General features: G+C 66.6%; 23 protein-coding genes. 9 read left to right on the top strand and 14 right to left on the bottom strand.

The genetic code is table 11. The features are described 5' to 3' along the window. Window positions 1–134 precede the first annotated feature (134 nt). Genes LGR44_RS09215 through LGR44_RS09225 form a run of 3 tightly spaced genes read left to right on the top strand, consistent with a single transcriptional unit; the run spans window position 135 to window position 4,125 of the window. Window positions 135–1,985 carry a monovalent cation:proton antiporter-2 (CPA2) family protein gene (locus LGR44_RS09215; RefSeq protein ID WP_226739626.1) on the top strand — a complete coding sequence of 617 codons (1,851 nt, stop codon included), beginning with the start codon at window positions 135–137 and terminating at the stop codon, window positions 1,983–1,985. Next, a complete protein-coding gene (locus LGR44_RS09220) occupies window positions 1,985–3,364 on the top strand; it encodes an MATE family efflux transporter (protein WP_226739628.1) in 1,380 nt (459 codons plus the stop codon). The genes LGR44_RS09215 and LGR44_RS09220 overlap by 1 nt, the downstream gene beginning before the upstream one ends. A 38-nt stretch (window positions 3,365–3,402) precedes the next feature. Continuing rightward, window positions 3,403–4,125, top strand: coding sequence for a DUF937 domain-containing protein (locus tag LGR44_RS09225; protein WP_226739630.1), 723 nt, complete (start codon window positions 3,403–3,405; stop codon window positions 4,123–4,125). 2 nt (window positions 4,126–4,127) lie between these two features. Here the strand turns inward: LGR44_RS09225 and LGR44_RS09230 are convergent, their stop codons facing one another. Next, complete coding sequence (locus LGR44_RS09230) at window positions 4,128–4,448, bottom strand: DUF1127 domain-containing protein (RefSeq protein WP_226739632.1); 321 nt, start codon at window positions 4,446–4,448, stop codon at window positions 4,128–4,130. A gap of 252 nt (window positions 4,449–4,700) precedes the next feature. Between LGR44_RS09230 and LGR44_RS09235 the strand changes: the two genes are divergently transcribed. After that, a complete protein-coding gene (locus LGR44_RS09235) occupies window positions 4,701–5,591 on the top strand; it encodes a LysR substrate-binding domain-containing protein (RefSeq protein WP_226739634.1) in 891 nt (296 codons plus the stop codon). A 4-nt stretch (window positions 5,592–5,595) separates the two neighbouring features. On the opposite strand, the gene LGR44_RS09240 is transcribed toward LGR44_RS09235, so the two are convergent. Then, complete coding sequence (locus LGR44_RS09240) at window positions 5,596–6,573, bottom strand: DMT family transporter (RefSeq protein ID WP_226739636.1); 978 nt, start codon at window positions 6,571–6,573, stop codon at window positions 5,596–5,598. 294 nt (window positions 6,574–6,867) lie between these two features. On the opposite strand from LGR44_RS09240, the gene LGR44_RS09245 reads away from it, so the two are divergent. Beyond that, on the top strand, window positions 6,868–7,485 hold the full coding sequence (locus LGR44_RS09245; protein WP_226739637.1) for a helix-turn-helix domain-containing protein: 618 nt from the start codon (window positions 6,868–6,870) through the stop codon (window positions 7,483–7,485). A gap of 521 nt (window positions 7,486–8,006) precedes the next feature. On the opposite strand, the gene LGR44_RS21785 is transcribed toward LGR44_RS09245, so the two are convergent. From LGR44_RS21785 to LGR44_RS09260, 3 genes are all read right to left on the bottom strand, one after another. Then, complete coding sequence (locus LGR44_RS21785; protein WP_264196424.1) at window positions 8,007–8,636, bottom strand: ComEA family DNA-binding protein; 630 nt, start codon at window positions 8,634–8,636, stop codon at window positions 8,007–8,009. A 316-nt stretch (window positions 8,637–8,952) separates the two neighbouring features. Continuing rightward, window positions 8,953–9,450: a GNAT family N-acetyltransferase gene (locus LGR44_RS09255; protein WP_226739640.1), complete on the bottom strand. Its 498-nt coding sequence runs from the start codon at window positions 9,448–9,450 to the stop codon at window positions 8,953–8,955. An 879-nt stretch (window positions 9,451–10,329) separates the two neighbouring features. Beyond that, window positions 10,330–11,631: a hypothetical protein gene (locus tag LGR44_RS09260; protein WP_226739642.1), complete on the bottom strand. Its 1,302-nt coding sequence runs from the start codon at window positions 11,629–11,631 to the stop codon at window positions 10,330–10,332. Between the two features lie 510 nt (window positions 11,632–12,141). On the opposite strand from LGR44_RS09260, the gene LGR44_RS09265 reads away from it, so the two are divergent. Together LGR44_RS09265 and LGR44_RS09270 are read left to right on the top strand one after the other, a co-directional pair. Further along, window positions 12,142–12,951, top strand: coding sequence for a hypothetical protein (locus LGR44_RS09265; RefSeq protein WP_226739644.1), 810 nt, complete (start codon window positions 12,142–12,144; stop codon window positions 12,949–12,951). 51 nt (window positions 12,952–13,002) lie between these two features. Continuing rightward, on the top strand, window positions 13,003–14,115 hold the full coding sequence (locus LGR44_RS09270) for a methyl-accepting chemotaxis protein (protein WP_226739646.1): 1,113 nt from the start codon (window positions 13,003–13,005) through the stop codon (window positions 14,113–14,115). A gap of 56 nt (window positions 14,116–14,171) precedes the next feature. On the opposite strand, the gene LGR44_RS09275 is transcribed toward LGR44_RS09270, so the two are convergent. Then, complete coding sequence (locus LGR44_RS09275; protein ID WP_226739648.1) at window positions 14,172–15,554, bottom strand: lipopolysaccharide biosynthesis protein; 1,383 nt, start codon at window positions 15,552–15,554, stop codon at window positions 14,172–14,174. Beyond that, window positions 15,551–16,822, bottom strand: a complete 1,272-nt coding sequence (locus LGR44_RS09280; protein WP_226739650.1) for a GNAT family N-acetyltransferase — start codon at window positions 16,820–16,822, stop codon at window positions 15,551–15,553. The genes LGR44_RS09275 and LGR44_RS09280 overlap by 4 nt, the downstream gene beginning before the upstream one ends. A gap of 292 nt (window positions 16,823–17,114) precedes the next feature. On the opposite strand from LGR44_RS09280, the gene LGR44_RS09285 reads away from it, so the two are divergent. Continuing rightward, window positions 17,115–17,894: a hypothetical protein gene (locus LGR44_RS09285; RefSeq protein ID WP_226739652.1), complete on the top strand. Its 780-nt coding sequence runs from the start codon at window positions 17,115–17,117 to the stop codon at window positions 17,892–17,894. Window positions 17,895–18,000: 106 nt separating this feature from the next. On the opposite strand, the gene LGR44_RS09290 is transcribed toward LGR44_RS09285, so the two are convergent. After that, entirely contained in the window at window positions 18,001–18,447 is a 447-nt protein-coding gene (locus LGR44_RS09290; protein ID WP_226739654.1) for a YybH family protein, read from the bottom strand. A 143-nt stretch (window positions 18,448–18,590) separates the two neighbouring features. Between LGR44_RS09290 and LGR44_RS09295 the strand changes: the two genes are divergently transcribed. Continuing rightward, the gene (locus tag LGR44_RS09295) at window positions 18,591–19,037 is read left to right on the top strand and encodes a MarR family winged helix-turn-helix transcriptional regulator (RefSeq protein WP_226739656.1); all 447 of its coding nucleotides are present in this window, start codon (window positions 18,591–18,593) and stop codon (window positions 19,035–19,037) included. Between the two features lie 12 nt (window positions 19,038–19,049). On the opposite strand, the gene LGR44_RS09300 is transcribed toward LGR44_RS09295, so the two are convergent. The 6 genes from LGR44_RS09300 to LGR44_RS09325 all read right to left on the bottom strand — a co-directional run bounded on the left by LGR44_RS09300 (window position 19,050) and on the right by LGR44_RS09325 (window position 24,051). Further along, window positions 19,050–19,289 carry a DUF3297 family protein gene (locus tag LGR44_RS09300; RefSeq protein ID WP_226739658.1) on the bottom strand — a complete coding sequence of 80 codons (240 nt, stop codon included), beginning with the start codon at window positions 19,287–19,289 and terminating at the stop codon, window positions 19,050–19,052. Window positions 19,290–19,396: 107 nt separating this feature from the next. Continuing rightward, the gene (locus LGR44_RS09305; protein ID WP_226739660.1) at window positions 19,397–19,831 is read right to left on the bottom strand and encodes a hypothetical protein; all 435 of its coding nucleotides are present in this window, start codon (window positions 19,829–19,831) and stop codon (window positions 19,397–19,399) included. A 106-nt stretch (window positions 19,832–19,937) separates the two neighbouring features. Continuing rightward, window positions 19,938–21,269, bottom strand: a complete 1,332-nt coding sequence (locus LGR44_RS09310; RefSeq protein ID WP_226739662.1) for a DUF2254 domain-containing protein — start codon at window positions 21,267–21,269, stop codon at window positions 19,938–19,940. Between the two features lie 139 nt (window positions 21,270–21,408). Continuing rightward, the gene (locus LGR44_RS09315; RefSeq protein WP_226739664.1) at window positions 21,409–22,107 is read right to left on the bottom strand and encodes a PRC-barrel domain-containing protein; all 699 of its coding nucleotides are present in this window, start codon (window positions 22,105–22,107) and stop codon (window positions 21,409–21,411) included. Window positions 22,108–22,224: 117 nt separating this feature from the next. Beyond that, entirely contained in the window at window positions 22,225–23,007 is a 783-nt protein-coding gene (locus LGR44_RS09320; protein WP_226739666.1) for an ion transporter, read from the bottom strand. Window positions 23,008–23,070: 63 nt separating this feature from the next. Further along, window positions 23,071–24,051 (bottom strand): aldo/keto reductase, encoded by a 981-nt coding sequence (locus tag LGR44_RS09325; protein ID WP_226739668.1) that lies wholly within the window; start codon window positions 24,049–24,051, stop codon window positions 23,071–23,073. Window positions 24,052–24,066 lie beyond the last annotated feature (15 nt).

Below are 24,066 nucleotides of genomic sequence, written 5' to 3' on the forward strand. Positions count from 1 at the left end.
TGTGGCGAGAGCAGAGCCCTCCTGTCAAGCGGGAGCGACGCTTATTCGCGGCCGACGCCGCCTGCAAGAAACGCTCGCTCTTCCGGAAAAGACTCCCTAGAAAGGAAGCGTCAAGTCGCACCTCCCGATGACCGATGGCAAACGCAGCCTCCCACGTCAGCTTTCTCCCACCCATTCTGACCTTCTGCGGGGCTGCGGCGGTGGCTGTCCCCCTGTTCAGGCTCCTGGGCCTGAGCGCCGTCCTCGGCTATCTCGCCGCGGGGGTCGTCATCGGCCCTTCGGGCCTGGCACTGGTAGGGGATCCTCAGACCCTGGTCACGGTCGCGGAACTCGGAGTCGTGCTCCTCCTGTTCATCATCGGGCTCGAGCTCAAGCTTTCCCATCTCTGGTCGATGAAGAGGGACATCCTGGGGCTCGGCTTCGCGCAGCTGGCGATCACCGCACTCTGCCTGGGAGGCGCGGCGCTCTATATCGGCTTCTCGCCCCATGCCGCCTTTGCCACCGGCATCGCGGTCGCGCTCTCCGCAACCGCCATCGCGCTGCAGATGCTGGGCGAACGCAACGATCTTCAGACGCCCTACGGCCAGCGCTCCTTCGCGATCCTGCTCTTCCAGGACATCTCGGTCGTGCCGATCCTGGCGCTTCTGCCCCTCCTGGCCTCCGGCACCGGCGAGGTCCAGCATGAAAGCCTCTCCGACCGCCTGTTCGCCCTGGCCGAGGCCGTCGCCGCCATCGCCGCGGTCGTGCTGATCGGCCGCTACGGGCTGAACCCGTTCTTCCGCGTGCTCGCGCGCAGCGGCGCCCGCGAGGTGATGACCGCCTCCGCCCTCCTCGTCGTGCTGGGCGCGGCCCTGCTCATGGAGGAAGTCGGCCTGTCGATGGCGATGGGCGCCTTTCTGGCCGGGCTTCTCCTGGCCGAGTCGAACTTCCGCCACCAGCTCGAGGCGGATATCGAGCCGTTCCGGGGCATGCTGCTGGGCCTGTTCTTCATCAGCGTCGGCATGACCATCGACCTCGCCCTCGTCGGCCGGCAATGGGTTCTGTTGGCGATCGCGGCTCCGACGGTGATCCTCGCCAAGACGTTCATCATCGCCGTCCTGTCGAGGCTGTTCGGCGCCACTTGGCGCGACGGCCTGCGGTCGGGCGTTCTGCTCTGCCCGGCGGGCGAATTCGCCTTCGTGCTCCTCCCCGTCGCGGCGGGGCTTGGTCTCATGGAACCGGAGGAGGCGCAGCTCGTGACGGCCCTGGCCGCCGTCACCATGCTGCTCGGCCCCATCGTCTCGACCCTGGTCGAGAAAATGCTGGAAAGGCGCGGCGGCGAGGCCGGGCCCGGGCTGGCGGACCCGCAGGGGCATGAAGGCGAGTTCGAGAGCCGCGTCCTCGTGATCGGCTTCGGCCGCTTCGGGCAGATCGTGAACCAGGTTCTTCTGGGCCAAGGTGTTCCGGCAACCGTCATCGACAAGGATGTGGAACGCATCCGCGATGCGGGCCGTTTCGGCCTCAAGGTCTATTACGGGGACGGCGCGCGCCTCGACGTGCTGCGCGCGGCGGGAGCCGAGAAGGCGGAAATGATCTGCGTCTGCACGGACGACCCTGAGGTGACGCTCAAGATCGTCGAGATCATCCACGAGAATTTCGGGAATGCCCGCAGCTTCGTGCGCGCCTACGACCGGATCCATGCGGTCGAGCTGATGAAGCACGACGTCGACTACCAGGTCAGGGAAGTCTTCGAATCCGCGATTGCCTTCGGCCGGGCCGCCCTCGAAGAGCTCGGGACGCCGCCCGAGATCGCCGCGGGAACCGCCGACGACATTCGCAAGCGCGACATCGCCCGGCTCGTCCTGCAGAAAGCCAGTGGCGCGATGGGCGGCGCGGAACTCGTCGTCGGGGCCAAGATCGCCCCCGAGCCTCTCCTGGCTCCCGCCGGGAAGGCTCGCGCGCTCAGCGAGGAAACGAGAGACATTCTCGGCGAAGGAGTCTTCTGATGGACGCCTCCCCTGCGGGGAAAACCGCGGACGATCAGGCGGCGCTCCCTCGCTTCGTCGCAGGCTCCACCATGCGCCACGTTCTCGTGATGACGGGAACCGGGACAGCGGGCCTGATCGCGATCTTCGTCGTCGATCTCGTTTCTCTTCTCTACATCTCGTGGTTGGGGGATCCGAGTCTGACGGCGGGCGTCGGCCTTGCCACCGTGGTCATGTTCTTCACCATATCGATCAATGTGGGGCTGATGATCCCCATCGGCGCGCTCGTGTCGCGCGCCCTGGGGGCGAGGCGCCGGGAGGACGCCTGCCGTCTGGCCTCGTCCTGCACCGTTCTCATGGCCGTCGTCGCCGCCGTCGTCAGCGCGGTCGCCCTGCCGCTGCTCCCGTGGGTCCTGAAGCTTCTCGGGGCAACCGACCTGACCTATCGCGTCGCCCACGGCTTTCTCTGGATCGTGCTGCCCACCAATGTGCTGATGGCCATCGGCATGGCCCTCTCTACCGTCCTGCGCGCAGCCGGCGATGCCAAGCGCAGCATGTATGCCACGCTTTCGGTCGCGGCCGTCACGGTCGTGCTCGATCCGATCCTGATCTTCGGCCTCGGGCTCAAGGCTAATGGCGCAGCGCTCACCATCGGTATCGCGCGGGTGGTCTATATCGCTGTCGCCTACGGCTATGTCACCCGGTTCCACAACCTGATCGCAAAGCCGCAGGTGAAGAGCATCATGGCCGATGCGAAGCCTTTCTTCGCCATCGCCGTGCCGGCCATCCTGACCAATATCGCGGCCCCCGTGGCGAACGCCTTCTTCACGAGCATCATGGCCCGCTTCGGCGACCAGGCCATCGCAGCATCGGCCATCATCGACCGGGTGACGCCCGTCGCCTTCGGCGGCCTGTTCGCCCTGGCCGGGGCGATCGGCCCGGTTCTCGGCCAGAACTGGGGCGCGCATCGCTACGACAGAATGCGGCAGACGCTGAAGGATTCGCTCACCTTCATGACCGTCTATGTCGGTTGCGTGTGGCTTCTCCTCTACCTCGTGCGCGTACCGATCACCCAAGCCTTCCATGCCGAGGAGCTGACCGCCGAAATCGTCCAGTATTTCTGCGTGCTCAGCGGATTCATCTGGTATTTCGTCGGTCTCGTCTTCGTGGCGAACGCCTCGTTCAACAATCTCGGCTTTCCCCTGTTCTCGACATTCTTCAACTGGGGCCGCGCGACCCTGGGCATGATCCCCTTCGCCTATTTCGGCGCCGAGATCGGGGGGCCCATCGGCGCCCTGGTGGGCATCGGCCTCGGCTCCATCGCATTCGGGATTGCGGCCATCGTCACTGCGTTCTGGACAATCCGACGTCTGGAGAGGCAAGCTAGCCGGCCCTTGTAATCGGCAAGGCCGGGGCGAGCGCCCGGAAGGAGCCTGCGATGTTCAACTGGTTCGATCTGATGCGCCAGGCCCAGACGAGTGCGGGCTTCGACATGCTGGCGCGGCAATATCACCTCTCGGGCGATCAGACTCAGAGAGCCATGGCGGCCCTGCTGCCGGCCTTCGCCATGGGACTGCAGCATGCGGCCTCGCCCAACGATCCAAGCCGGTTCATGCAGACGATGATGAGCAACGCCTACCAGAATTTCTGGCAGGGCGCGGGGCAATCCTTCTCCGCCCAGGCGCAGCAAGAGGGAAGACGGCTGCTCGACCAGCTCTTCGGCTCCGACGACGTGACCCGCCGGGTGGCGCACCAGGCCGCCGACTATGTCGGCGTGAGCGTGGAGACCATGCAGCAGATCCTGCCGCTCATGACCGGGATTCTCGCGGGCGGGATGTATCAGTGGATGGCGCATCAGGGCCGCGCCTTTCAGGCCGCCGCCACGCCGCAGCAGCAAGGGAGAGAAAACCCGGCCGATCCGTGGGCGCAGCTCTGGGCGATCTGGATGAATGCGGCGACGCCGGAGAAGAAGCCGGCCGCCAACCCGTTCGAGGAGATGATGGCCGGTTTCATGCAGCAGCCGGCCCCTCCCCCACCGGACCCGGCGCCATCGGCCGCGCCGTGGGACGACATGATGGAGAAGGGACGCGATATGCAGAGGCAGTATCTCGCGTCCCTCCAGTCAATTTTCGAGGATGCTTCGAAGCCTCCTGAAAAATAGCCTCAGGCGCAGGCCTGCTCGGGACGCGTCACCGTCGGCACCACAGGTCGGCGTGAAGGCTTCGGCCGTTCGGACCGAGCCTGCCGCTCCATGGATTGAACCAGAACCACGGACGGGTTGCGGAGCAGCGACTTCGACAATGCGCCCTGCACGTCGTCCCGGGTGAGGCCGATATCCTTCAGGAGCCGGTCGTCGAGATCCGTCAGCGCCTTGATCTCCTGGCGGTGCCGCACGTTCTTGACGAGGTTGCCGACGGCGCGGGAGATCCACTGGACGAGGACCCGCCCGGAGAAGGATGTGGTGGAACCGATGGTCTTGGCCATGGGAATTCTCCTCGCGCTGCATCACGTGACCGCCCTGGAACGGCAGCGAGCGTTCCAGGGGCGTTGCAAGCCCGTTCCAGGGGCGTTCCAGGGATGTTGCAGAAACGTTCCAAGCCGAGAATTCCACCTAACTTATTGAAATATAAGTAGAATTTTTCAGTTTGTATTTTTAGTGTAGCTTGATGATCTCATAACTTGAAACGATTGTTTGAGATATGTATCATCAAAGTCATTGATGATGAGGCTGATCCCATGCACCTTCTCGACATCGACCAGCTGCGGACCTTCGTGGCCATTGCGGATACCGGCTCGTTCACCCGGGCCGCGGAAATCGTGCACAAGACGCAGAGCGCCGTCTCCATGCAGATGAAGCGCCTGGAGGACCGGGTCGGACGCCCGATCTTCGAGCGCGACGGGCGCCTGTCGAAGCTCACCGAGGAGGGCGAGCGCCTGCTCGACTACGCCCGCCGGATCGTGCGCCTGAATGCGGAATGCATGGCCTCCTTCAACGAGAACGAGCTCAGCGGCCGCGTGCGCCTCGGGCTGCCGGATGACTACGCCGACCGCTACCTGCCGGAGATCCTGGCGCGCTTCTCGCGCTCGAACCCCAAGGCCGAGGTGACGGTGATGTGCGAGCCCACGCACAACCTGATCGAGCGCATCCAGCACGGCGACCTGGACCTCGCCATCATCACCCATGTGGACCGGCGCGGCCCCTCGGAGATCGTGCGCATCGAGCAGCTCCTGTGGGTCACCTCCGCCCGCCAAGGGGTGCACGAGGAAATCCCGATTCCCCTGGCGCTCGGCCGGCCCAACTGCGACTGGCGCCACTCGGCCACCGAGGCGCTGGAGAGCGCGGGCCGCGCCTTCCGCATCGCCTATGTGAGCTGGCATTCCACCGCGGTCGGCGCGGCGGTTCTGTCGGGGTTGGCGGTGTCGGTCCTGCCGGAGAGCGCCGTGCGGCCCGGCATGCGCATCCTCGGCCCCTCGGACGGCTTCCCCGCCCTGCCTTCGTGCAAGATCGGCCTGATCCGCGCCCGCGGCGAGGAGAGCCCGCTGGCGGACGCCCTGTGCTTCCACATCAAGCAGTCGCTGGACAATCTCGGCGCCACCCGCACCGTGGTTCCGGCGGCGGCGGAGTAAGGCCTCAGGCCTTGGCGGCCGGCCGGCGCAGGACCAGCACGTTGCCGGTCAGCGCCAGCACCACGCCGAGGACCGCCAGCGGCGTCCAGGCATAGCCCTCGATGGCGGTCGAAACGGCGAGCGCGATGATGGGGAACAGCACCGTCGCGTAGCCCGCCCGCGCCGCGCCGAGGCGCCGCAGCAGGGTGAGGTAGCACGCGAAGGCCAGCACCGAGGCGCCGACGGCGAGATAGACCAGGGAGCCCACGTATCTCACCGTGGGCTCGATGATGAAGGCGTTGCCGCGAACGAGGTTCAGCCCGAGGAGCACCAGCGTGCCGTAGGTCATGCCCCAGGCATTGGCCGAGAGCAGCGGCACGCCCCGGCGCTGCACCACCGTCGACATCATGTTGCCCGAGCAGAAGAACAGGGTGCCGACGACGCACAATCCCAGACCCCACAGGGCGGCGGCGTTGAAGCCCGCTCCCGTGATCTCCGGCCAGAACAGAAGGCCGATTCCGGCAAATCCGATCGCGCCGCCCAGGGCCACCCGCGGCTCCACCTTCTGGCGGAAGAGGACGAAGCCCAGCACCAGGTTGAAGATCGAGGCGAGCGAGAACACCACGGAGAGAAGGCCCGACGGGATCGGGATCGCGCCGTAATAGAAGCAGATGAAGTTGAACGAGAACAGGCAGCACCCGAGCACCGCGAAGCGCAGGTGATCGGCGCCCGAGAAGCGCACCGGCTTTCCGGTGGCGAGCACCCAGCCCCACATGACCAGGGCGGCGAGAACGAAGCGCCACAGCACCGACATCTCCGGCGCCACCACGCCCACCTGCGCCTTCATGCCGATCCAGCTCACGCCCCAGAGCAGGACGGTGGCGACGTAGAGGCCGAAGGTGGTGCCGTCGAACCGGGCCGGGGCCGGCGCGGAGCTCTGGAGGGCGGTGGCGTGGGACATGAAGGCGACCTTGTTGCGAGCCTCCGATCTACGCCGGATCATGCATCAGCACAAATGATGAAATGTCATCGGTTCCGGTTGGAACGCTGATGAAACGTTCCAGCAACGGCCCTGGAATCCCTTGGAATTCCCTGCAACGCCTTGGAACGCCGTTCCAAGGCAACCTTCCCCTGCGGCATATCCATGGGGCAGGAGCGGGATGCGGGAAGCATCGGATGTTATCCACAACCGCAAGCCGGCACATGGTCAGCGCCGCAACCGAAGCTTGACCGGGCCTCCCGCCACGCTATTATGTTCATGTTTTGTACTCACCTGATCATATTTCATTCCTTGCCCATGACCGAACCTGACACATTGCCCAAGCCGACTGAAGATCCGCTCCTTTCGGCGCCTCTCGCGGCTCCCTCCCCGGCCGTTTCGCGGAGGAATGCGACCGCCGCGAAAAGCCCGGAGCTGCGCGAGAAGCTCTCGCCCGCCCGCGTGACGCAGCTGCGCGAACTCGTGGAGGGCACGACGAAATCCTACAAGCGCATCGGCGCGGAGCTGGGCGTGTCGCCCTCCACCATCTCGCGCTACGCGACGGACGGCGAATGGCGCCGCCCGCCCGGGGCCGCCCTTCCCGCCCGCATCGCCCGCCACCGGGACAAGACCACCGAGAAACTCTGGAAGCTCACCGCCCGCCACGTCGAAGCCCTGGAGGAGCAGGATGTCGAGCTGACACGGCGCTCGCTCCAGCCGCTCGCCAGCCTCACCCGCGCCCTCGGTGCCCTCACGCCGGCGAAGATCCCGGTCGCCCCGCTCGAGCCGGAGCACGACGCCTCTCCCGAAAAGCCCACACGCACGATCCACGAGCTTCGGGACGAACTGGCCGCGCATCTCGAGCGGATCGAGCGCGAGGAGGCGGAATACTGGGACCGGCACGCCTGGCATTTCGAGAACGGCGCAGGCATTTGAAATCCGGCCCGCCGCGATGCACGACCATGCCCGATCCTCATCCTGAGGCGCCGCGGAAGCGGGGTTTCGAAGGAGGATCCAGGGCACGCTGGAGACGCCGCGTTCCTCCGCACCGGGGCGCGGGGGCAGTCCGGACGGAACCCGATCGCTGAGGGGGCCGCGTTCGTCTCGGTACGAATCCCAGCCCTGCCCGACTTCGCCGGAAGCGCCACCCTGCTCTCCTCCCCACGGACCTCGGGCTTGCCAGTCGACATCTCGCACCGATGGCGTAACCGGACTCTCCTCCCCCTTGTGGGGAGGAGGTGGAGGTGGGGATGTGAGCGCCACACCGTCATAGGCTATCGCTCACACCCCCACCCTGGCCCTCCCCACAAGGGGGAGGGAATGAGGTCGCGCTGAACACCGCCACATCCACGACGGTCGTAACCAAACTCCACCCTCAACCTGAGGAGCCGCGTCAGCGGCGTCTCGAAGGGGGCTCAGGCAGGCACGGGAAGCACCAGCAGACTCGCCCCGGCGCCTCAGCGCACCGTGACCTGATCCTTGATGCGGGCATAGACCGAACGGTTCAGCACGCGCTTCTTCACGAGATCCTCGACCGAGGCATAGGGACGACCGCGCACGATGGCCTTGCCGATCCGGCCGCCGCCGCGCAGGGAGTTGAGTTCTTCGAGGGAGGCGGCGTTGAGGTCCTTGAGTCCGTCCGCGGGTTCGGGCTCGGGAATGGCGGCCGGCGCGGCGCTGGCCAGAACGGGCGCGGGCTGGGCAGGTTGCGGAGGCGCCGCTGCGACGGGAGGCTCGGGAGGTGCGACGGGGTTGCTGCCCGTGATCTCCGGAACGTCGGCGGGTTCGGTCTCGACCGCCGTCGGCGCCGTCGGAACAGGACCGCCATAGGCGCCGTCCGTCGTTACGGCCGCCACACGCACCGGAGCAGCCGGCTGCGGCGCGGATACCGACACTGTCTCGACCACCCTGGGCGGGGTGGCCGCCGCGACCCTCTCCGGCGCCTTCCCTTCCGGTCCGGGCGGCGGCACGGCCAGCCATCCGGCGAGGAGCACGCTGGTCACCAGAAGGAGGAAGAGGGCCCACAACGAAAGATCGCCCTTGCGACCGCTGGGAGCTTGGGCACGGGAGAGATCGCCAATTCGCATGGAAGTCTCACGGCTATGTCCTTCGGATCGCCTTTGTTAGGCGCGGGATGTGGCGCAGACATGGCAGCCGAAAATCATGCACGGCCCAAAGGTGGATGCCTCCTTCGCACGTGTTCACCGGGGATCACGTCGCTCGCAGTGTCGCCTCGGAGCGCATCCCGACGAGCGGTGGATAACGGGCACCCTCGAAAACGAACAACTTGCAAACGTTATATAGTTTTCGCGAATGTGCCGCACATCGGTCTGTGATGTGCGCCGTCCTTTCCATGCTTCTCTGTCTCGTATCCGGCAAGGCCGCTTCGCAGACCGCCTGGTCTCAGTCGCGCGGGAACGAGTTGCACATCGCCCACGCCGCATCCACGGACCAGCGGGCGATGAGCTTCTCGGAGATCGTCGCTCCGAGCATGGTGTAGAACCTTTTCGCCGGCATGTTGTCGACCAGAAGCTCCCAGCGCACGGCCATCTCCTGTGCGGCGGCGATCTCCGCCATCCGCCGCATCAGCGCGCGGCCGGCGCCAAGCCCGCGGGCCCGTTCGCGCACGTAGAGGTCGTCGAGATTGATGAACTCGCCGCCGCCCCAGATCGAATAGCGGATCATGTAGCTCAAATAACCGACTGCGCCCTCCGCATCCTCGGCGAGCAGAACCCTGAAGCGCGGCGCGGGACCGAAGCCGTGCTCGCGCAGCCGCGCCTCGTCGATGCGAATGGCCTCGGAGAGGTTCTCGAATGCCGCAAGTTCCTTGATCAGGTCGAGGATCACCGGCACGTCGCCGGCTTCGGCGTCGCGCACGACGATGGAGCGGTTCAGGATCATGGACGTCTCGGACCAGGAGGATGAAGGATGGCGGGAAGGCGGATAGCACGCACGGCGCGCGCATGACAGAGCCGACCGCCCCCACCTCTCCCACCGGGCGAGGTGCGGACGTCAGGCGATCGATGTTCATCCACATTCACCCGCAGTCTTCGTGCCGGGGAGGTTGCACGATGACCATCTCGAAGCGTCTCAAGAACGAAGGCGTCTCCGGAGTGCACTGGAGCCTCCTTCGAGACGCCGCTGATGCGGCTCCTCAGGATGAGGGTGGAAGTTGGTGAGAGGCTGTCGTGGATGTGGCAGCGTACAGCGCGACCTCCTTCCCTCCCCCTTGTGGGGAGGGCCAGGGTGGGGGTGCCGGCGCAGGACTGGAACCAGGATGGCGCTCACACCCCCACCTCCACCTCCTCCCCACAAGGGGGAGGAGAGCAGCGCAGCGCCATCCGCATGAGCTTTGAACCGAGGCCGAGACCGGTGGGAGAGAGGCCGCACCGTAGGTTCGTGTGAGAGGATGATACCGCTGTAGGATTTGGCTGTGATGGCGCGACCTCATTCCCTCCCCCTTGTGGGGAGGGCCAGGTGGGGGTGTGGGCGCCACACCTTCATAGGCTATCGCCCACACCCCCAGCTCCACCTCCTCCCCACAAGGGGGAGGAGAGTCCGGTTGCGCCACCGGTGCGAGATGTAGACTGGCAAGCCCGAGGTCCATGGGGAGGAGAACAACGCGGCGCCTCCGGCAAACCCGAGGGCCGTGGGGAGGAGAGTTCGCGCGGCGCGTTGCGCACCTCCATCAGGCCTGCGATCCGCAAGCGCCAGACGGCGCGAGCCGCGCTGAACTCCGACACGGCCCGTTATCGCCTGTCGTGGCGTTCCGCCTGCGCCTCAGACCACGTAGTAGCCCATCGGGTCGGAGCCGAAGCGTCCCGGCTCGATATCGACGAGGAGCGGTTTGTTGCTGCCCCCATGGAGCCGGTAGAGTTCGGCGCCATGCTCCTCGGTGGTGGCGGTGAAGTAGAGCTTCCTGCCGCTGACGGTGAAGTCGTGCGGGTTCGAGCTCTCCTCACCCCTGTTGATGTCGATCAGCTTCGGCTTGCAGCGCCCCGGCCCCAGCTTGTACAGCTCGCGCCCATGCTCCTCCGTGTAGGCGCTGAAATAGAGCTGCCCCCTGAACTCGGTGAAACCGGACGGGTTCGAGCTTTCCGCGCCCCGGTTGATGTCGATGAGAACGGGTTTCTTGCTGCCGGGAGAAAGCCGGTAGAGCTCGCGCCCATGCTCTTCCGTCGTGGCCGTGAAGTAGAGGTGGCCCCTGTACCCGGTGAAGGCGTCCGGATTCGAATCCGCAACGCCGGGATTGATGTCGATCCGCGTCGGCGTGGTGCTGTCGTCGGCCAGCCGATAGAGCTCCCGCCCCGCCTCCTCCGTTCCCGCGGCGAAGTAGACGGCATCTTTGAACGCGGTGATCTTGTCCGGAAACGAGCTTGCGGGACCGGGATTCACGTCGATGATCGTTCCCGTGTCGCAGCCCGGCGTGAAGCGCATCAGCTCCACCTCCAGGCCGTCTCTGCGCGCGGGGAAGTAGAACGCGCCGTCGAGCTCCGTCATGGTCGTGGTGCCCTGCAGGGAATCGCCGGGACCGGGCGTCAGGTCGATCACGGTGGGCGCGCCGCCGCCCGCTTCGAGACGATAGAATTCGATGCCCCGCTCCTCGGTCTGCGCGCCGAAATAGAGCGTGTCGCCGAACACCTGCAGCCGCGTGATGCTCAGTTCCGCCCCGTCCGCGGTCTCGATCCGTTCGGGCGTGTTGCTGCCCGGGGCGAGCCGGTAGAGCCGCGTGCCGAGGTCGTCCGTGAACGCGGTGAAATAGAGGTGGCCGTCGAACTCGATGAGGTTGATGGGAAGCGAGCCGAACTGTTCCGGCCCCGGACCGCCGGGCCCCTTGTTGATGTCGATCAGGATCGGCGTCTTGCTGCCCGCGGGCAGCCGGTAGAGCTCCGTTCCGTATTCCGGCGTCGTCGCCGTGTAATAGAGGTCGCCGTTGAACACGGCGAGGGGCCGCGGACCGGGGACGAATTCGCCCAGATCGATGTTCAGGGACATGGGTTTCGAGCTCCAGTGCGGAAGCCAGTGCAGCTCCCTGGTCCCTTCCTGGGTCAGGGTGTGGAAATACAGACCTCGTCTCGCCATCGGGCACTTCCTGAAAAAGCGGTTGGTGGGACTGCCCCTCGACTCGCAACACTTTGCGCCTGCCCGGCAGGCATAGAATTATTCGCAATCTCGATACGGCGGAAGCAAACCGAGACCACGCAATGCTTGGTTGCCTGCACACCTTCGATGCACAATCACGATGACATGATTTGCCGGCGCGGGACCTCAATCTTTCGGATACGGCGCTCCGCAACAAATGGTTGAGGGGCTACCTCTTTTGATAGAAATAACGCCCGGCATCCACAAAGACGACTTCCTCGAAATACGAAGCGTTTCCTTGCGCTTCGCAGATGACGACTTGCAGAATCATGACCCTGCATCTCTTCACTTTGAAACCATAGAAGACTAAACCGACACATCATGGAATATTCTGCGCGTACCGGAATGAATTCTTTAATCTTTCCGATCTAACGTTACGCTATGCATCACGCGATGCATCCGCCGTTGCACATTCCGGCGGTGAACAGCCTCATTCCAAGGGGGTCGGCCGTGGCCGCCATGTTATCCCGCATATCTCTCCGGTTTCAGATCCTCACGACCTGCCTCGTCGGCGTCGTCGGCATTCTGGCACTTGCCCTCGTCTACGTCATAGGATCCGGCACGGCCGAGCAGCAGCGAAGGGCGGCCGCCGCCGCAACGAAGCTGGAGCTTCTGGTCGTCGAGATCGACGCGGACCTGCTCAACGCGCGCCGCGCCGAGAAGGACTTCTTCCTGCGCGCCGACGAAAAATACGCGGCCCGCCATGCGGAGATCGTCGAGGAGGCCCAAGGCGACCTGAAGGAGGCCCATGAACTCACGGGATCGTCCGCCGGCGGCGACCTCCTGGCGAAGGTCACGCAGATCGAGAAGGGGATCGGAGCCTATGCGGAGCGGTTCAGGAACTCCGTCGCGCTGCGGCAGAAGCTGGGGCTGAACGAGGAGAGCGGCCTGCAAGGCAGCCTGCGCGGGTCCGTGCGAGCCGTCGAGAAGAAGCTGGCCGAGTTCGACGAGCCGCGGCTGATGATCCTGATGCTGATGATGCGGCGGCACGAGAAGGATTTCATGCTCCGGTTGGACGCGAAATACGGTGAGGAGATGAAGAAGCGGGCGGACGAATTCGCGAAGGCGCTTTCGACATCCACCCTCGCGCCCGCCACCCGCAGCGACGTGGCTGCCGCCATGGCGGCCTATCAGCGGGACTTCGCGGCCTACATGGAGACCCAGCTCAAGTTGGCGGAGGAGATGAAGTCCGTCTCGTCCGCCTATGCCGAATTCGAGCCGACGATGGATGAGGTCAAGAAGGCGGCGGAAGAGGTCTAGAAAGCCGCCCGCGCCGATGCCGAGGCCACAGAAGCCCGCACCTCGCTTCTGATGTGGTCGGCCATCGCCATCGTGCTCGTTCTCGTCCCCTCGCTGGCCGTCGGCCTGGGCAACGCGATCGCGAAGCCCCTGCTGCGCATCACGGACGCGATGCAGCGCCTCACCGAGGGCCAGCTCGCCGTCGCCGTGGACGGCACGGGCCGCCGCGACGAGATCGGCGCGATGGCCCGCGCGGTTCAGGTGTTCAAGGAAGCGTTGATTGCGAAGAAGGCGGCCGACGAGGCCGCCGCGCTCGAAGCCGACGCCAAGATGCGCCGCGCCGAGACCCTCGACCAGCTCACCAAGCGCTTCGAGACCAACATTTCTGTCCTGACGCAAAGCCTGTCGGGCGCCTCGACCGAAATGGAGGCGACCGCCCGGTCGATGACCGCGATCGCCAATCAGACCAGCAGCCAGTCCATGGGCGTGGCCTCCTCCGCGCGGCAGACCTCGGCCAACGTGCAGACGGTGGCGGCCGCGACGGAAGAGCTCTCGATCTCGATCCGCGACATCGCCGGTCAGATCCTCCGGTCCTCGCACATCGCCGAGCGCGCCGTGGAGGGAACGAAGCGGACGAACATGACGGTCCAGCAGTTGTCCGGCATCGCCGAGAAGATCGGCAACGTGATCGCGCTCATCAACACCATTGCGGGCCAGACCAACCTGCTGGCGCTCAACGCCACCATCGAGGCGGCGCGCGCGGGCGAAGCCGGCAAGGGCTTCGCCGTGGTGGCGAGCGAGGTCAAGGAACTCGCCAACCAGACCTCCAAGGCCACCGAGGAGATCGGCAGCCAGATCGCCAGCGTGCAGCAGGCGACCCAGGAGGTGGTGGGCGCCATCCAGGAGATCGCGCAAACCATCTCGGAAATGTCGCAGATCTCCACCAGCCTCGCGGCCGCGATGGAGGAGCAGGGAGCCGCAACGGCCGAAATCTCCCGCAACGTGCAGGAGGCCGCGCAGGGCACAGAGTTCGTCACCGGCAGCATCACCGACGTGCAGCATGGCGCGTGCGAGACCTGGGCCGCCGCATCCCAGGTTCTGGGAGCGGCGCAGGAACTGGCGCGCCACTCGGAGGAACTCAGCCGCGAGGTCGAGCACTTCCTCAGCGGCGTGAAGGCGGCCTGACGGCTGACGCGGCACCGCGGGCCCGGAGCCATCCGCTCCGGGCCCTTCTTTTTGGGTCAGATCCCGCTGCGCAGGCGCCGGTCGCAGCTGAAGATGCACCAGCCGATCTGGCTGATGTTGACGAGCATGCCGACCACGGCGAACAGCGCCACCGCGACCGTGCCGTCCTGGTACACGAAGGCGCCGACGGCGAGCGCGGAGGTGCGCAGGGCCAGCACCACGATCTCATAGGCGAGAAGATGCCCCTGAAGCCCGAGGATCGGGATGGCCTGATAGGCGGGCGAGCCGATGAAGACGATGTAGAACCACAAGGACAGCCAGCGGGCGTAATCCCCCGCGGCGGTCCATTCCGCGCCGAAGACGAGGCTGAAGAGCCAGGGCGCGAAGGCGATCATGATCCCGAAGGGAAGAAGGCCGACCGCCGCCAGCGCGGCGGTGCCCTTCAGGAGCAGCGGACGCAACCTTTCCGACCGGTGGCTCGCCTCCGCGATGCGCGGCAGGAACACCGTGCCCACCGCCGCCGAGATGACCGTGATGGGGAGCGACACCACCCGGTAGGACAGGACGTAGAACCCCGCCGCCACCGGCCCCACCAGGGCCGCCAGCATGAGCGACGGGATATTGTGCGAAAGGCCGTTGAGCCAGTCGTGCGGCGCGCGAAAGAGCGGGAAGTCGCGGTAGCGATAGGCCACGTCCCTCAGCGGCACAGGTGGATCCTGATCGGCGCGTTTTCCCGGCACGAGCGTGTCGCGGGCGCTGGTCCAGAGCAGCGCCAGCTTGAGCAGGCCCGCGAGCGCCACCGATGTGAGCAGCACGGGCGCCGTCGCCGCCACGAAGCCGACCGCCGTCTTCGCGCCGCCGACGATGGTTGCCTCCGCGACGGAGATGCGCGAAAGGGCGCCGAACTGCTTCTTGCGCGCCAGCCAATGGTGGAACGGCTGCGCGACGGCTATGACGAGGATCGTCACGGGCGCGAGCCACAGCAATTGCGAGGGCGCGGTGAACCCGATCGCCTCCGCGATGTCGCGGTGGAAGATGCCGAACACCAATGTCGAGAGCGCCGTCACCGCGAGGCTGATCAGCACCGAGAGCCGGAAGAGCGCCCGCGCCTCGTTGTCGGTCGCGGGCAGCACGATGGATGCGCCGTAGGCCAGATTGGCGAAGGGCAGCACGAGGCCGACCGCCGCCAGGAAGATGCCCTGCACGCCGAAGATCTCCGGCCCGTAGAGGCGCGTGATGAGCGGCGAGAAGGCCAGCGTGATGAGCTGCGCCGCCGCGGTGCCGCCCACCACCACGGCGACGCCGCGCAGGAACGCGTGTCCGCGCAGGCGGTCGATCCAGACAGCCGCCCTTCCCGGCGGGCTGACGCCGCTCGAGCGCAGGCGCCGCCGCGGCGGGCGGCCGAGAAGCGGCCTTCTCTCGGGGATCGGCGCGATCATGGAATCCCGCCGTCCTTCTCTCTGTCCGGAGCGGGGCGGCTCTCCGCCGCCCGTTGGGGCTTGCGGTCTCCCCGGCGCCGGAACCGGCGATGGGCTTCCTTCAGGGCTTCCGGAATGTTCGGCCGCACATAATCGCGGTAGATCGAGCGCGACACCACGCGCGACAGCTGGAACAGAACCGGCAGCGCGTTCGCGCGCACGAGATGCACGTTGGTGTAGGCGTCCTGCGGCATGTGCCAGTAGCGGTGCGCCTCCGCGAAGCTCATGTGATTGATCTCGTCGATCTCGGGACGGGAGAAGGCGTCCTTCAGCGCCTCCGCCGTGACGAGAGTGCCGGGCCTGCACATGGCGAAGTTCTCGTCGAACGCCACCTTCGGGAGCATGAGGGCGCTCCCGCAGCGGATGCCCAACCGGGCCGCCACGAGGTGATCGTCCACCCGGATACCGTACCATTCCAGACCTCCCTCGGCGGCGAAGTTCCTCACCAGGGTGGTGTGGTATGCGAGGGAGTTCTCGCTGTTGAGGATTGCCGTGCCGAGGCGCCCTTTCCAGCCCGATGCCTCGAGGGCCAGGAACTCGTCCAGGAACCCGACATCGGCCTCGTCCCCTTTCCTGATCTCGACCGAGACATGCCCCATTCCATCGAGCTTCCTTCGATAGCGCTTGAGGTTGGTGCGCATCTTTCCGGCGGTCGTCAGAAAGCTGTCGAAATCGCCGCTCACGTCGAGAAAGGAGTTCATGTAGCGCGCACCGCGACGCACCACGTAGCCTTCGAGCCCCTCCTCCAGGGCCGCCCACAGGGGCGAATTGCTGCGCACCGCCATGAGATCGATGCCGAGATGGCTCGGCACCTCCCTGTCGACGGCTTCCAGCAGCGCCCTCAGCGCGGGTCCCGCCTGGTCCGGCGCCAGCAGGATCCTGTCCATGGTGACATGCCTGTCGCAGGTGCGCAGGACGGGCCGGCTCCGGCCCAGCACCGGGTGCGGCCCGGCAATCACCGGCAGCACGCCGACGAGCCTTTCGGCCAGATAGACGAAGCAGCAGAACCAGAGTTCGCCGGGCTCCGGACCATGGCGGAAACCGGCATCGACCCAAGCCGGCAGCAGCGTCGCCAGCTTCTGCGGCGCCTCCAGGGCCAATCGCCGCCACGAGTCGAAATGCGGCCGCAAAGCTTCGAGATCATGAACGACGACCGTGCGCAGCCCGGTCGACGGGATGGTCCTGGGCCGCCGGCGACCCTGTACGTGATAACTGTGGCTTGATCCCATCTCGCTGACCGTGCTGGGGCTCCGTCGCGGCATGCCCGCAGGTCAATATTGGCACCGCTGCCCAAAGGTCATGACCTCTATATTGGGTATCCCGCCTCTGGCCGCCGAGACATCCGGGCTACTTCACAAGATGAGGAAAAATGCATCCGGGAAATACGGCCATCGGGAGTTGTCTCGACCCGGCAGTCGCCCGGCGCCGGTCGGGACCCGGTGCCTACCCCCTCACGTCCGCACTTCTCACGCCACCGCGGGACCTGTAGCATCTTCCCCAACGTAATTGGGTGCGGGACACATGACAGACGGGGTTGGGCACCGGAGGAGGACGAGGCCGCTTCTCCTCCTGATCGCCGCGGGGCTCCTGACGGGCGCGGCGGCTCAGGCCCAGGGAAACGGCAAGCCGCAGCTCCTGTGCCCGGGCTCGGCGAAGATGATGGCGGCGGACCCGCTCCTGCGCGACGCGGTCAAGGCCGCCTATCCGAAGATCCCGGAGAGCCGTCGCAGCGTTCGCCAGCACGGGGCGGCGCCGTGCCTCTTTCCCTACCAGGCCATTCTCTACGGCGATTCGGTGGTGCTGCTCACCCTGGGCCGGATTCCCGGAGAGGCCTGTCATGGCTGCGCCGGCGAGCTGAGCGCCGTCTTCCTGCGCAAGAGCAAGGACGACCTGACCGTCGAAGGGCGCCATGACGGGTTCGCCGAAAGCGGAACCTTCGGCGATCCCGGCATCGTCACCCCCACGCGGCTCGGTCCCGACAACGGCATCGTCATCGAGGGCGGCGGCACGTTCCAGGGCGAGACGTCGAGCTCCCTGCAGGCCTTCATCTTCCGGGACAGACGCGCCGTCAGGCTCGGCCCCAGGGACGGCATTCCGCTGCGCCTGAGCAACTGCGAGGCGAAGGAAAAGGGCGAACCCTGCACGGACATCAACGCCGCCTGGCGCGTGGATCCGGGCGGTCGCCTGCTGATCGATTACGGCGGCAAGTTCGCAGACGGAACCAAGGTGGCCACGACGGTCATCTACGAGCGTCGCGGCGACAAGCTCGTCCTCGCCTCCGGCAAACCGCCTGCGTTCTGAGGCCGGAAGGGTCCGCCTCCCCCGCCTTCACTTCCCGGTCCGGCAGAACGAAACCGGGCGCGACAGGAGCTTCCCGCCGCGCCCGCTCGGGATAACGAATCTTCCTTTACGGTTCGAGTCCGAACAACACCTTGCCGGTTTCCATGTCGAAGGGGGCCGAGAAGTGTTCGTGCACGATCGTCCACTGGTCGGCCTTCTTTCGGCAGCCGACGCTCACGCGCATCCAGCAGAACTTCTCTTCGCCGTTCGCATCCGCTCCACCGCAGCGGCTGAGATAATGGCCGAAGGCCACGTCCTCGCCCGCCGCAATGGCGAGGTCGTGAATCTCGAAGGTCATGGCGCCCTCGCACATGTCCATGCACGCCTTCCAGTGCTGGCTGTAGGCGTCGACTCCCTTGAACTGCAGCTGCGCGATGGCGTCGAAGGCCACGATGTCCGGCGCATAGTGGGATGCGATCGCATCCACGTCCTTGGCTCGGACCGCATTGAGCCAGGAATGCAGCAGATCGCGAACCTGGTCCTCGGACCTGACTTTGTAGGCAGCGGTATCCATGGTCTTCTCCCTCTTCGAGAATGGTCGGCCTTGCCGACGGCGTGGCGATGGGTGTGATCGCTTCCCAGCCTGGACATCTGGCGGCCCGGTGAGTCCGGGCACTCGGCCTTGACAAATACGTTGATATCAACATAATAAAGACCATGTCAAGCCGTGACGAGCTTCCCTTCGATCTCACCCTCAGGGTCCGCGATACCTGCCTGTGCCTGCACGTGCAGCGTGCGGCCCGGGCCGTCGCCCGTCGCTACGACGTGGCGCTGCGGCCCCTGGGGCTGACGAATTTCCAGTTCTCGCTGCTGATGTCGCTCAACCGGCCGGCGCCGCCGACGATGAGCCAGGTCTCGTCCCTGCTGGCCATGGACCGCACCACCCTGACCGCCAACCTGAAGCCGCTGGAGCGGCGGGGCCTCGTGACGGTGGGCGTCGATCCGGCCGACAAGCGCAGCCGGCTCCTGAGCCTGACGCCCGAAGGCCGCTCGCTGCTGGCGGCGGCCATGCCGCTCTGGGAGAAGGCCCAGGAGCAGACGGCGCAGCTGATCACGCAGGCCGAGCCCGATGCCCTGAGGGCGGATCTGCGCGCGCTGTCCTGAATCCGGCGTCGCCTACGCGTCGCGGAAATAGGGCTCGACCTTGCCCTTGAGCTTGATCGTCATGGGATTGCCCGCGCGATCCTTGGCATTGCCGGCGGTGACCCGGATCCAGCCTTCGCTGACGCAGTACTCGTCCACATTGGTCTTTTCGGCCCCGTTGAAGCGGATGCCGATGCCGCGCGAGAGGAGGGCCTCGTCGTAGTAGGGGCTGCTGGGATTCACGGACAGGCGGTCGGGGGGCGTGTCGGTCATGGCTCTGCGGCTCACTCTCGTTCCTGGTTTGATTTGCGGCGCAACCTAGCCGCAGACGGCCGCGCTGCCAATCGCCCGGAAACGGAGTATCCCCTGCCCCGGCAGCCTCAGCCGGTCTCGCCCGCCGCCACCCGCTCGGTGGCCCGGCGCCAATAGATCTCGCCGTCGTATTTTTCGCGCAGATCGTCGAGTTCGCGGCGGAGCTCGCCCAGACGCAGATCCATGCGATGCACCTGCCGTCGCCTCCGGCGCAGCATGGCGGCCAACACCACCGCCAGAAGCCCCGCCAGGACCGTGAGCGCCGTGAGCGCCCAGCGGAAGAGCGGGTCCGTCCCGACCTGGAAGCTGAAGAGTGCGATGGCGGCCAGAACGAGCGTGAGAAGAAAGGCGGTGAAGCTGCGGAACAGGAGCGCCAGGATCGCCGGCGCCGCCAGGATCGCCAGGAGCACCGGATCCAGGGTGCGGAGCATCTCGGTGAGCTGCTCGCCCCAGCGAAGCAGCTCGGGCCAGAGGTTCCGCCAGAGATTCTCCACCTCGACCATCACCGCCTCCGCTCCAATCCATCCGCAGGGGATGGGCAGGGAGACACCATATCAGACGACATCGCCTTTTCCGAGACGGACCAAAGGGCAGCCGCTGCCGTGTCGTTCAGAGAGCGTGGAGGAGCCCTTCCTTCGGCCGGGCGCTGACGGCGACCTTCGCCTGCTCGATGCGAACCAGAACCGCCGTCCGGTCGCTGGGCGCGAGACCGGCCTCTCCGACCGTCTCCGCCAGCTTGGCGAGCTGCAGCGTCACGGCCTCGCGCATGGCGTCGGTCTTCGCGGCGGGCGCGAGCTGCCCCAGCACGTCGGCCATCCGGATGAGCACGGCGGGATGCCCGCGGGCCGCCTGGCGGATGGCGTCGAAGGCCGCGTCGGCCAGCCCCTCGACGTCCGAGCGCTGGGCGATGACGCGCATCGCCCCTTCCTTGTCCCGCAGCACCCTCGGTTGGAGCTGCCGCCCGAAGATCTCCTCCAGGGCGGCTCCCAGACGGTTGATGACCGCGATCGCCGTGAAGGGATCGTTGATGCCCGGCGAGAGGGCCCGCAGGGCAATCTCGACGAGCTGACGCAATCCGTATTCCAGGTCCTGCGCCGGGCTGCGCTGGCTGTCGATCACGAAGGCGCGCCGCACCGCCTCGGCGGCGTCGGGCTCGAGCGGGCGCTCGCCATGAACGACCACGTGCTCGCCGCTCTTCATGACGAAGTGCCCTGCCCGCACCTTCACCTCGAGGAGCGCCATCTCGCGGCAGGCGACGGCGACGAGCTCGTCGTAATCGATCACCTGGATGTACCCGCTCCGGCCGAGCGAAATCGTGCAGGCTTTCCGCATCGTCACGTCCGGCACGGCACGCTCCGTCCCGTCCGCCTCATCGGGCAGCATCTCGCAAATGTCGCCGTAGAGATCGCTCGCCACCCGCGCGACGATGTTGTCGGCGATGATCGAGCGGGCGATCTTGTGCACGTAGAAGAGCAGCGCGAAGAGGCAGACGATGGTGAGCCCGCTGCCGAGGGTCACCGCGATATGCGGCACCCCCTCGGAGCCGAGATCCTCGTCGAGGGTGCGCAGCACCACGAGCACGTAGAGAATGGTGCCCAGGAAGAGGCCGAGAACCACCTGGATCTGCCGGTCGGCCATGAAGGTGCTGATGAGGCGCGGCCCGAGCTGGTTCGCCGACAGGGTGAGGATCACGAAGGTGACCGAGACGATGAGGGAAATCATCGTCATCAGGCCCGAGAGCTGGCTCGACAGGAGATCCCGGGCGCTGCTGGCATCGCCGCTGTAGAGCCACCAGAGCTTGCCGTCGTCCCAGGATGCGAAGAGCACGGCGCCGGAATTGAGGATCCACAAGGCGAAGGCCATGGACAGGACGCTGATGACCAGCGGAATGATCCAGAGCTGCGCGCGCAGGAGAGCGAGGATGTTGCGGACCCGATCCATGAATGGTCAACCTTGAGCAGGCCCGGAGGATCCATGGGAGGCCGTCCGCTTGCGCTGCAGCCTTTCGGTGAGAGGCTATAGGCCGGTCGGCCAAGCGTATGGGCGAAATGGGGAGGACCGAGGTCCTCCCCACGATTCGTTACGGACGCGGAGCCGTCGTGCCCGTTCCGGTCGTACCGGTGCCGGTCGTGCCGGTCGTGCCGGCGCCCGATCCGCGGTTGTTCTCCTCGAACTTCGGCGCGTTCTGGAGCTGCTCCTTGGTCATGACCACGACGATCATGTCCGGCGCGCTGGCATTGGCACCCCCGGCCATGCCCGGCTGGTTGTTGCCCGTCCGGGCGGCCGTGTTCTGACCGGCGCCGCCCATGGTGGTGGCGCCACCCGTCGTCGTGGTTCCGGTCGTGCCGGCGGTCCCGCCGACGGAGCCCGTGGCGGTGGCATTCTGCTGACCGCCGAACTGGACCGATTCCATGGGGATGGCAACGTGCGTCTCGCCGATGCCGAGGAAGCCGCCGATGTCCACGACCACGGCGCGGGCCCGGCCGCTGCTGTCGATCAGGACGTCGCCGACCTCGCCGATATCCTCGTTTTTGGCGCCACGGACCTCGGTGCCGATCAGCTCGGAGGCGCGGTACATGCCGGGCTCGCGCTGGGTGATGAAGGAGTTGGCGCCCATGGCCGCGTTGGGGTTCGCCCCCATGGTGGAACCGGCCGGTCCGGCCGGGGTCGTCACGGGAGCCGTGTTCGTCGCCGGGGCCGTCGGGGACGTCTGGGCCAGGGCCGGCGCCGCGAACAGGGCGGAAGCGGCAAGGCATGCCGCCATATGGCGTTTCAGCATAAGTCTCTCCATTCTGTCGAATGAGATCCCACTTGATCCCGAAGGAAAACGTGTACTGCCCGGCTTGGTTCAGTTCGGCCTCGGTCAGTCGCGGAAGGCCCCGTTCGGCAGCGCGCTTCAGTCCGGGCGCCGCCCCTGCAGTTCCTTCCGCAGCAGGGCGATTTCCTCGCGCAGGGCGGCCAGGTCCCCGACGCCGGCCACGTCGCTTTCCCGGGATTTCGCTTCCTGGCCGATGAAGAAGGTGGCGAAGCTGGCGGTGATGTAGCCGAACACGGCGAAGCCGTAGAGGGAGATCAGGAGCGCCAGGAGGCGCCCCTCGGCCGTCTCCGGCCAGAAGCCCGACCCCATGGTGGTGACCAGCATGGCGGTCCACCACAGGGCGTCGCCATAGCTCTCGAACCCGCCCTCCACCTCCCGCGCCGGCTCGAAGGCCAGCATCCCGGCCGCGCCGAGCACGGTCACGAGAACGGTGGCGCCGAGCACGTAGCCCAGGCCGCGCCGGTCGAAGCTCTTGCGCAGGGCGTTCAGCCCTCGGTTGGCCGTGCCGACGATGCGCACGAGGCGCAGGCCCCGCGCCAGGCGCAGGAAGCGCAGGACGTAGAACATGCGGAAGGCGGGCGCGAGCAGCGCCACGATGGTGATCGGGTTGCGGCGCAGGAAGTTCAGCTTGTCCGGGGCCAGGACGAGGCGCAGGACGAACTCGGCGATGAAGACGATCCAGATGATCGTGCCGAGAAGCTCGAACACGCCGGACGTGCCCCAGACCAGCTCGACGAGGACCAGGGAGAGCCAGACGAAGCTGAGCACCAGCATCGGGGTCTCGAGCCACTCCTCGAGCTGGGTCAGGACCTGCCAGCGCTCCTCGCGCTCGGCCTCCGGCGCCTGGTTCGGATCGCTCACCGCTCGCTCCTCCTCCGCTTCAGCCTGCCCTCCTTTCGGTTCCCGGCAATCACGCGGACGAAGTCACCGCCCGAGCGCCTGCATGGCCTGCGCCGCATAGCGGGTGCCGGCGGCGGCGCCGGGCGGGATGATCCGGTCGATGCGCTCCATGTCCTCCTGCGTCAGCCGCACGTCGAGGGCGCCCACATTCTCCTCCAGATAGCGCCGGCGCTTGGTGCCGGGGATCGGCACGATGTCCTCGCCCTGGGCCAGCACCCAGGCCAGGGCAAGCTGGGCGGGCGTACAACCCTTCTCGCGCACCATGGCCTCGATCTCGCGCACGAGGTCGAGGTTCTTCTGGAAGTTCTCGCCCTGGAAGCGCGGGCCGTTGCGCCGCCAGTCGTCGGGGTCGAGATCGTCCAGGCTCTTGATCTGCCCCGTGAGAAACCCGCGCCCCAGGGGGCTGTAGGGCACGAAGCCGATGCCGAGTTCGCGCACCACGCCCAGGATCTCGTCCTCCGGGTCGCGGCTCCACAGGGAATACTCGGTCTGCAGCGCCGTGATCGGATGCACCGAATGGGCGCGGCGGATGGTCTGGGGACCGGCTTCCGACAGGCCGAGATAGCGAACCTTGCCCTCGCGCACGAGGTCGGCCATGGCGCCGACCGTGTCCTCGATGGGCGTCTCGGGATCGACCCGGTGCTGGTAGTAGAGGTCGATGGTTTCGACCCCGAGCCGCTTCAGGCTCGCCTCGCAGGCCTGGCGCACGTAGTCGGGCCTGCCGTTGATGCCCAGGAAGGTCCCATCCGGCGCGCGCATGTTGCCGAATTTGGTGGCGAGCACGACCCGGTCGCGCCGGTCGCGGACGGCGCGGCCGACGAGCTCCTCGTTGCGCCCGACGCCGTACATGTCCGCCGTGTCGAGGAAGGTGACGCCGAGCTCGACGGCCCGGTGGATCGTGGCGATGGCCTCGTCCTCGTCACGGCCGCCGTAGAAGTCCGACATACCCATGCAGCCGAGACCGATGGCGGATACCTGCAACTGACCGAGTCGACGCTGCTGCATGGGAAATCTCCTGGA

Source organism: Microvirga lenta (genome assembly GCF_020532555.1).
Taxonomy (GTDB): domain Bacteria; phylum Pseudomonadota; class Alphaproteobacteria; order Rhizobiales; family Beijerinckiaceae; genus Microvirga; species Microvirga lenta.

What these genes read in the sequence shown, in the direction of transcription:
- LGR44_RS09240 (WP_226739636.1), bottom strand. Translation starts at nt 6,573, where the DNA reads ATGATCCGGCGTAGATCGGAGGCTCGCAACAAGGTCGCCTTCATGTCC.
- LGR44_RS09225 (WP_226739630.1), top strand. Translation starts at nt 3,403, where the DNA reads ATGTTCAACTGGTTCGATCTGATGCGCCAGGCCCAGACGAGTGCGGGC.
- LGR44_RS09270 (WP_226739646.1), top strand. Translation starts at nt 13,003, where the DNA reads ATGTGGTCGGCCATCGCCATCGTGCTCGTTCTCGTCCCCTCGCTGGCC.
- LGR44_RS09325 (WP_226739668.1), bottom strand. Translation starts at nt 24,051, where the DNA reads ATGCAGCAGCGTCGACTCGGTCAGTTGCAGGTATCCGCCATCGGTCTC.
- LGR44_RS09230 (WP_226739632.1), bottom strand. Translation starts at nt 4,448, where the DNA reads ATGGCCAAGACCATCGGTTCCACCACATCCTTCTCCGGGCGGGTCCTC.
- LGR44_RS09275 (WP_226739648.1), bottom strand. Translation starts at nt 15,554, where the DNA reads ATGATCGCGCCGATCCCCGAGAGAAGGCCGCTTCTCGGCCGCCCGCCG.
- LGR44_RS09235 (WP_226739634.1), top strand. Translation starts at nt 4,701, where the DNA reads ATGCACCTTCTCGACATCGACCAGCTGCGGACCTTCGTGGCCATTGCG.
- LGR44_RS09260 (WP_226739642.1), bottom strand. Translation starts at nt 11,631, where the DNA reads ATGGCGAGACGAGGTCTGTATTTCCACACCCTGACCCAGGAAGGGACC.
- LGR44_RS09300 (WP_226739658.1), bottom strand. Translation starts at nt 19,289, where the DNA reads ATGACCGACACGCCCCCCGACCGCCTGTCCGTGAATCCCAGCAGCCCC.
- LGR44_RS09280 (WP_226739650.1), bottom strand. Translation starts at nt 16,822, where the DNA reads ATGGGATCAAGCCACAGTTATCACGTACAGGGTCGCCGGCGGCCCAGG.
- LGR44_RS09220 (WP_226739628.1), top strand. Translation starts at nt 1,985, where the DNA reads ATGGACGCCTCCCCTGCGGGGAAAACCGCGGACGATCAGGCGGCGCTC.
- LGR44_RS09245 (WP_226739637.1), top strand. Translation starts at nt 6,868, where the DNA reads ATGACCGAACCTGACACATTGCCCAAGCCGACTGAAGATCCGCTCCTT.
- LGR44_RS09315 (WP_226739664.1), bottom strand. Translation starts at nt 22,107, where the DNA reads ATGCTGAAACGCCATATGGCGGCATGCCTTGCCGCTTCCGCCCTGTTC.
- LGR44_RS09255 (WP_226739640.1), bottom strand. Translation starts at nt 9,450, where the DNA reads ATGATCCTGAACCGCTCCATCGTCGTGCGCGACGCCGAAGCCGGCGAC.
- LGR44_RS09310 (WP_226739662.1), bottom strand. Translation starts at nt 21,269, where the DNA reads ATGGATCGGGTCCGCAACATCCTCGCTCTCCTGCGCGCGCAGCTCTGG.
- LGR44_RS09215 (WP_226739626.1), top strand. Translation starts at nt 135, where the DNA reads ATGGCAAACGCAGCCTCCCACGTCAGCTTTCTCCCACCCATTCTGACC.
- LGR44_RS21785 (WP_264196424.1), bottom strand. Translation starts at nt 8,636, where the DNA reads ATGCGAATTGGCGATCTCTCCCGTGCCCAAGCTCCCAGCGGTCGCAAG.
- LGR44_RS09285 (WP_226739652.1), top strand. Translation starts at nt 17,115, where the DNA reads ATGACAGACGGGGTTGGGCACCGGAGGAGGACGAGGCCGCTTCTCCTC.
- LGR44_RS09305 (WP_226739660.1), bottom strand. Translation starts at nt 19,831, where the DNA reads ATGGTCGAGGTGGAGAATCTCTGGCGGAACCTCTGGCCCGAGCTGCTT.
- LGR44_RS09290 (WP_226739654.1), bottom strand. Translation starts at nt 18,447, where the DNA reads ATGGATACCGCTGCCTACAAAGTCAGGTCCGAGGACCAGGTTCGCGAT.
- LGR44_RS09295 (WP_226739656.1), top strand. Translation starts at nt 18,591, where the DNA reads ATGTCAAGCCGTGACGAGCTTCCCTTCGATCTCACCCTCAGGGTCCGC.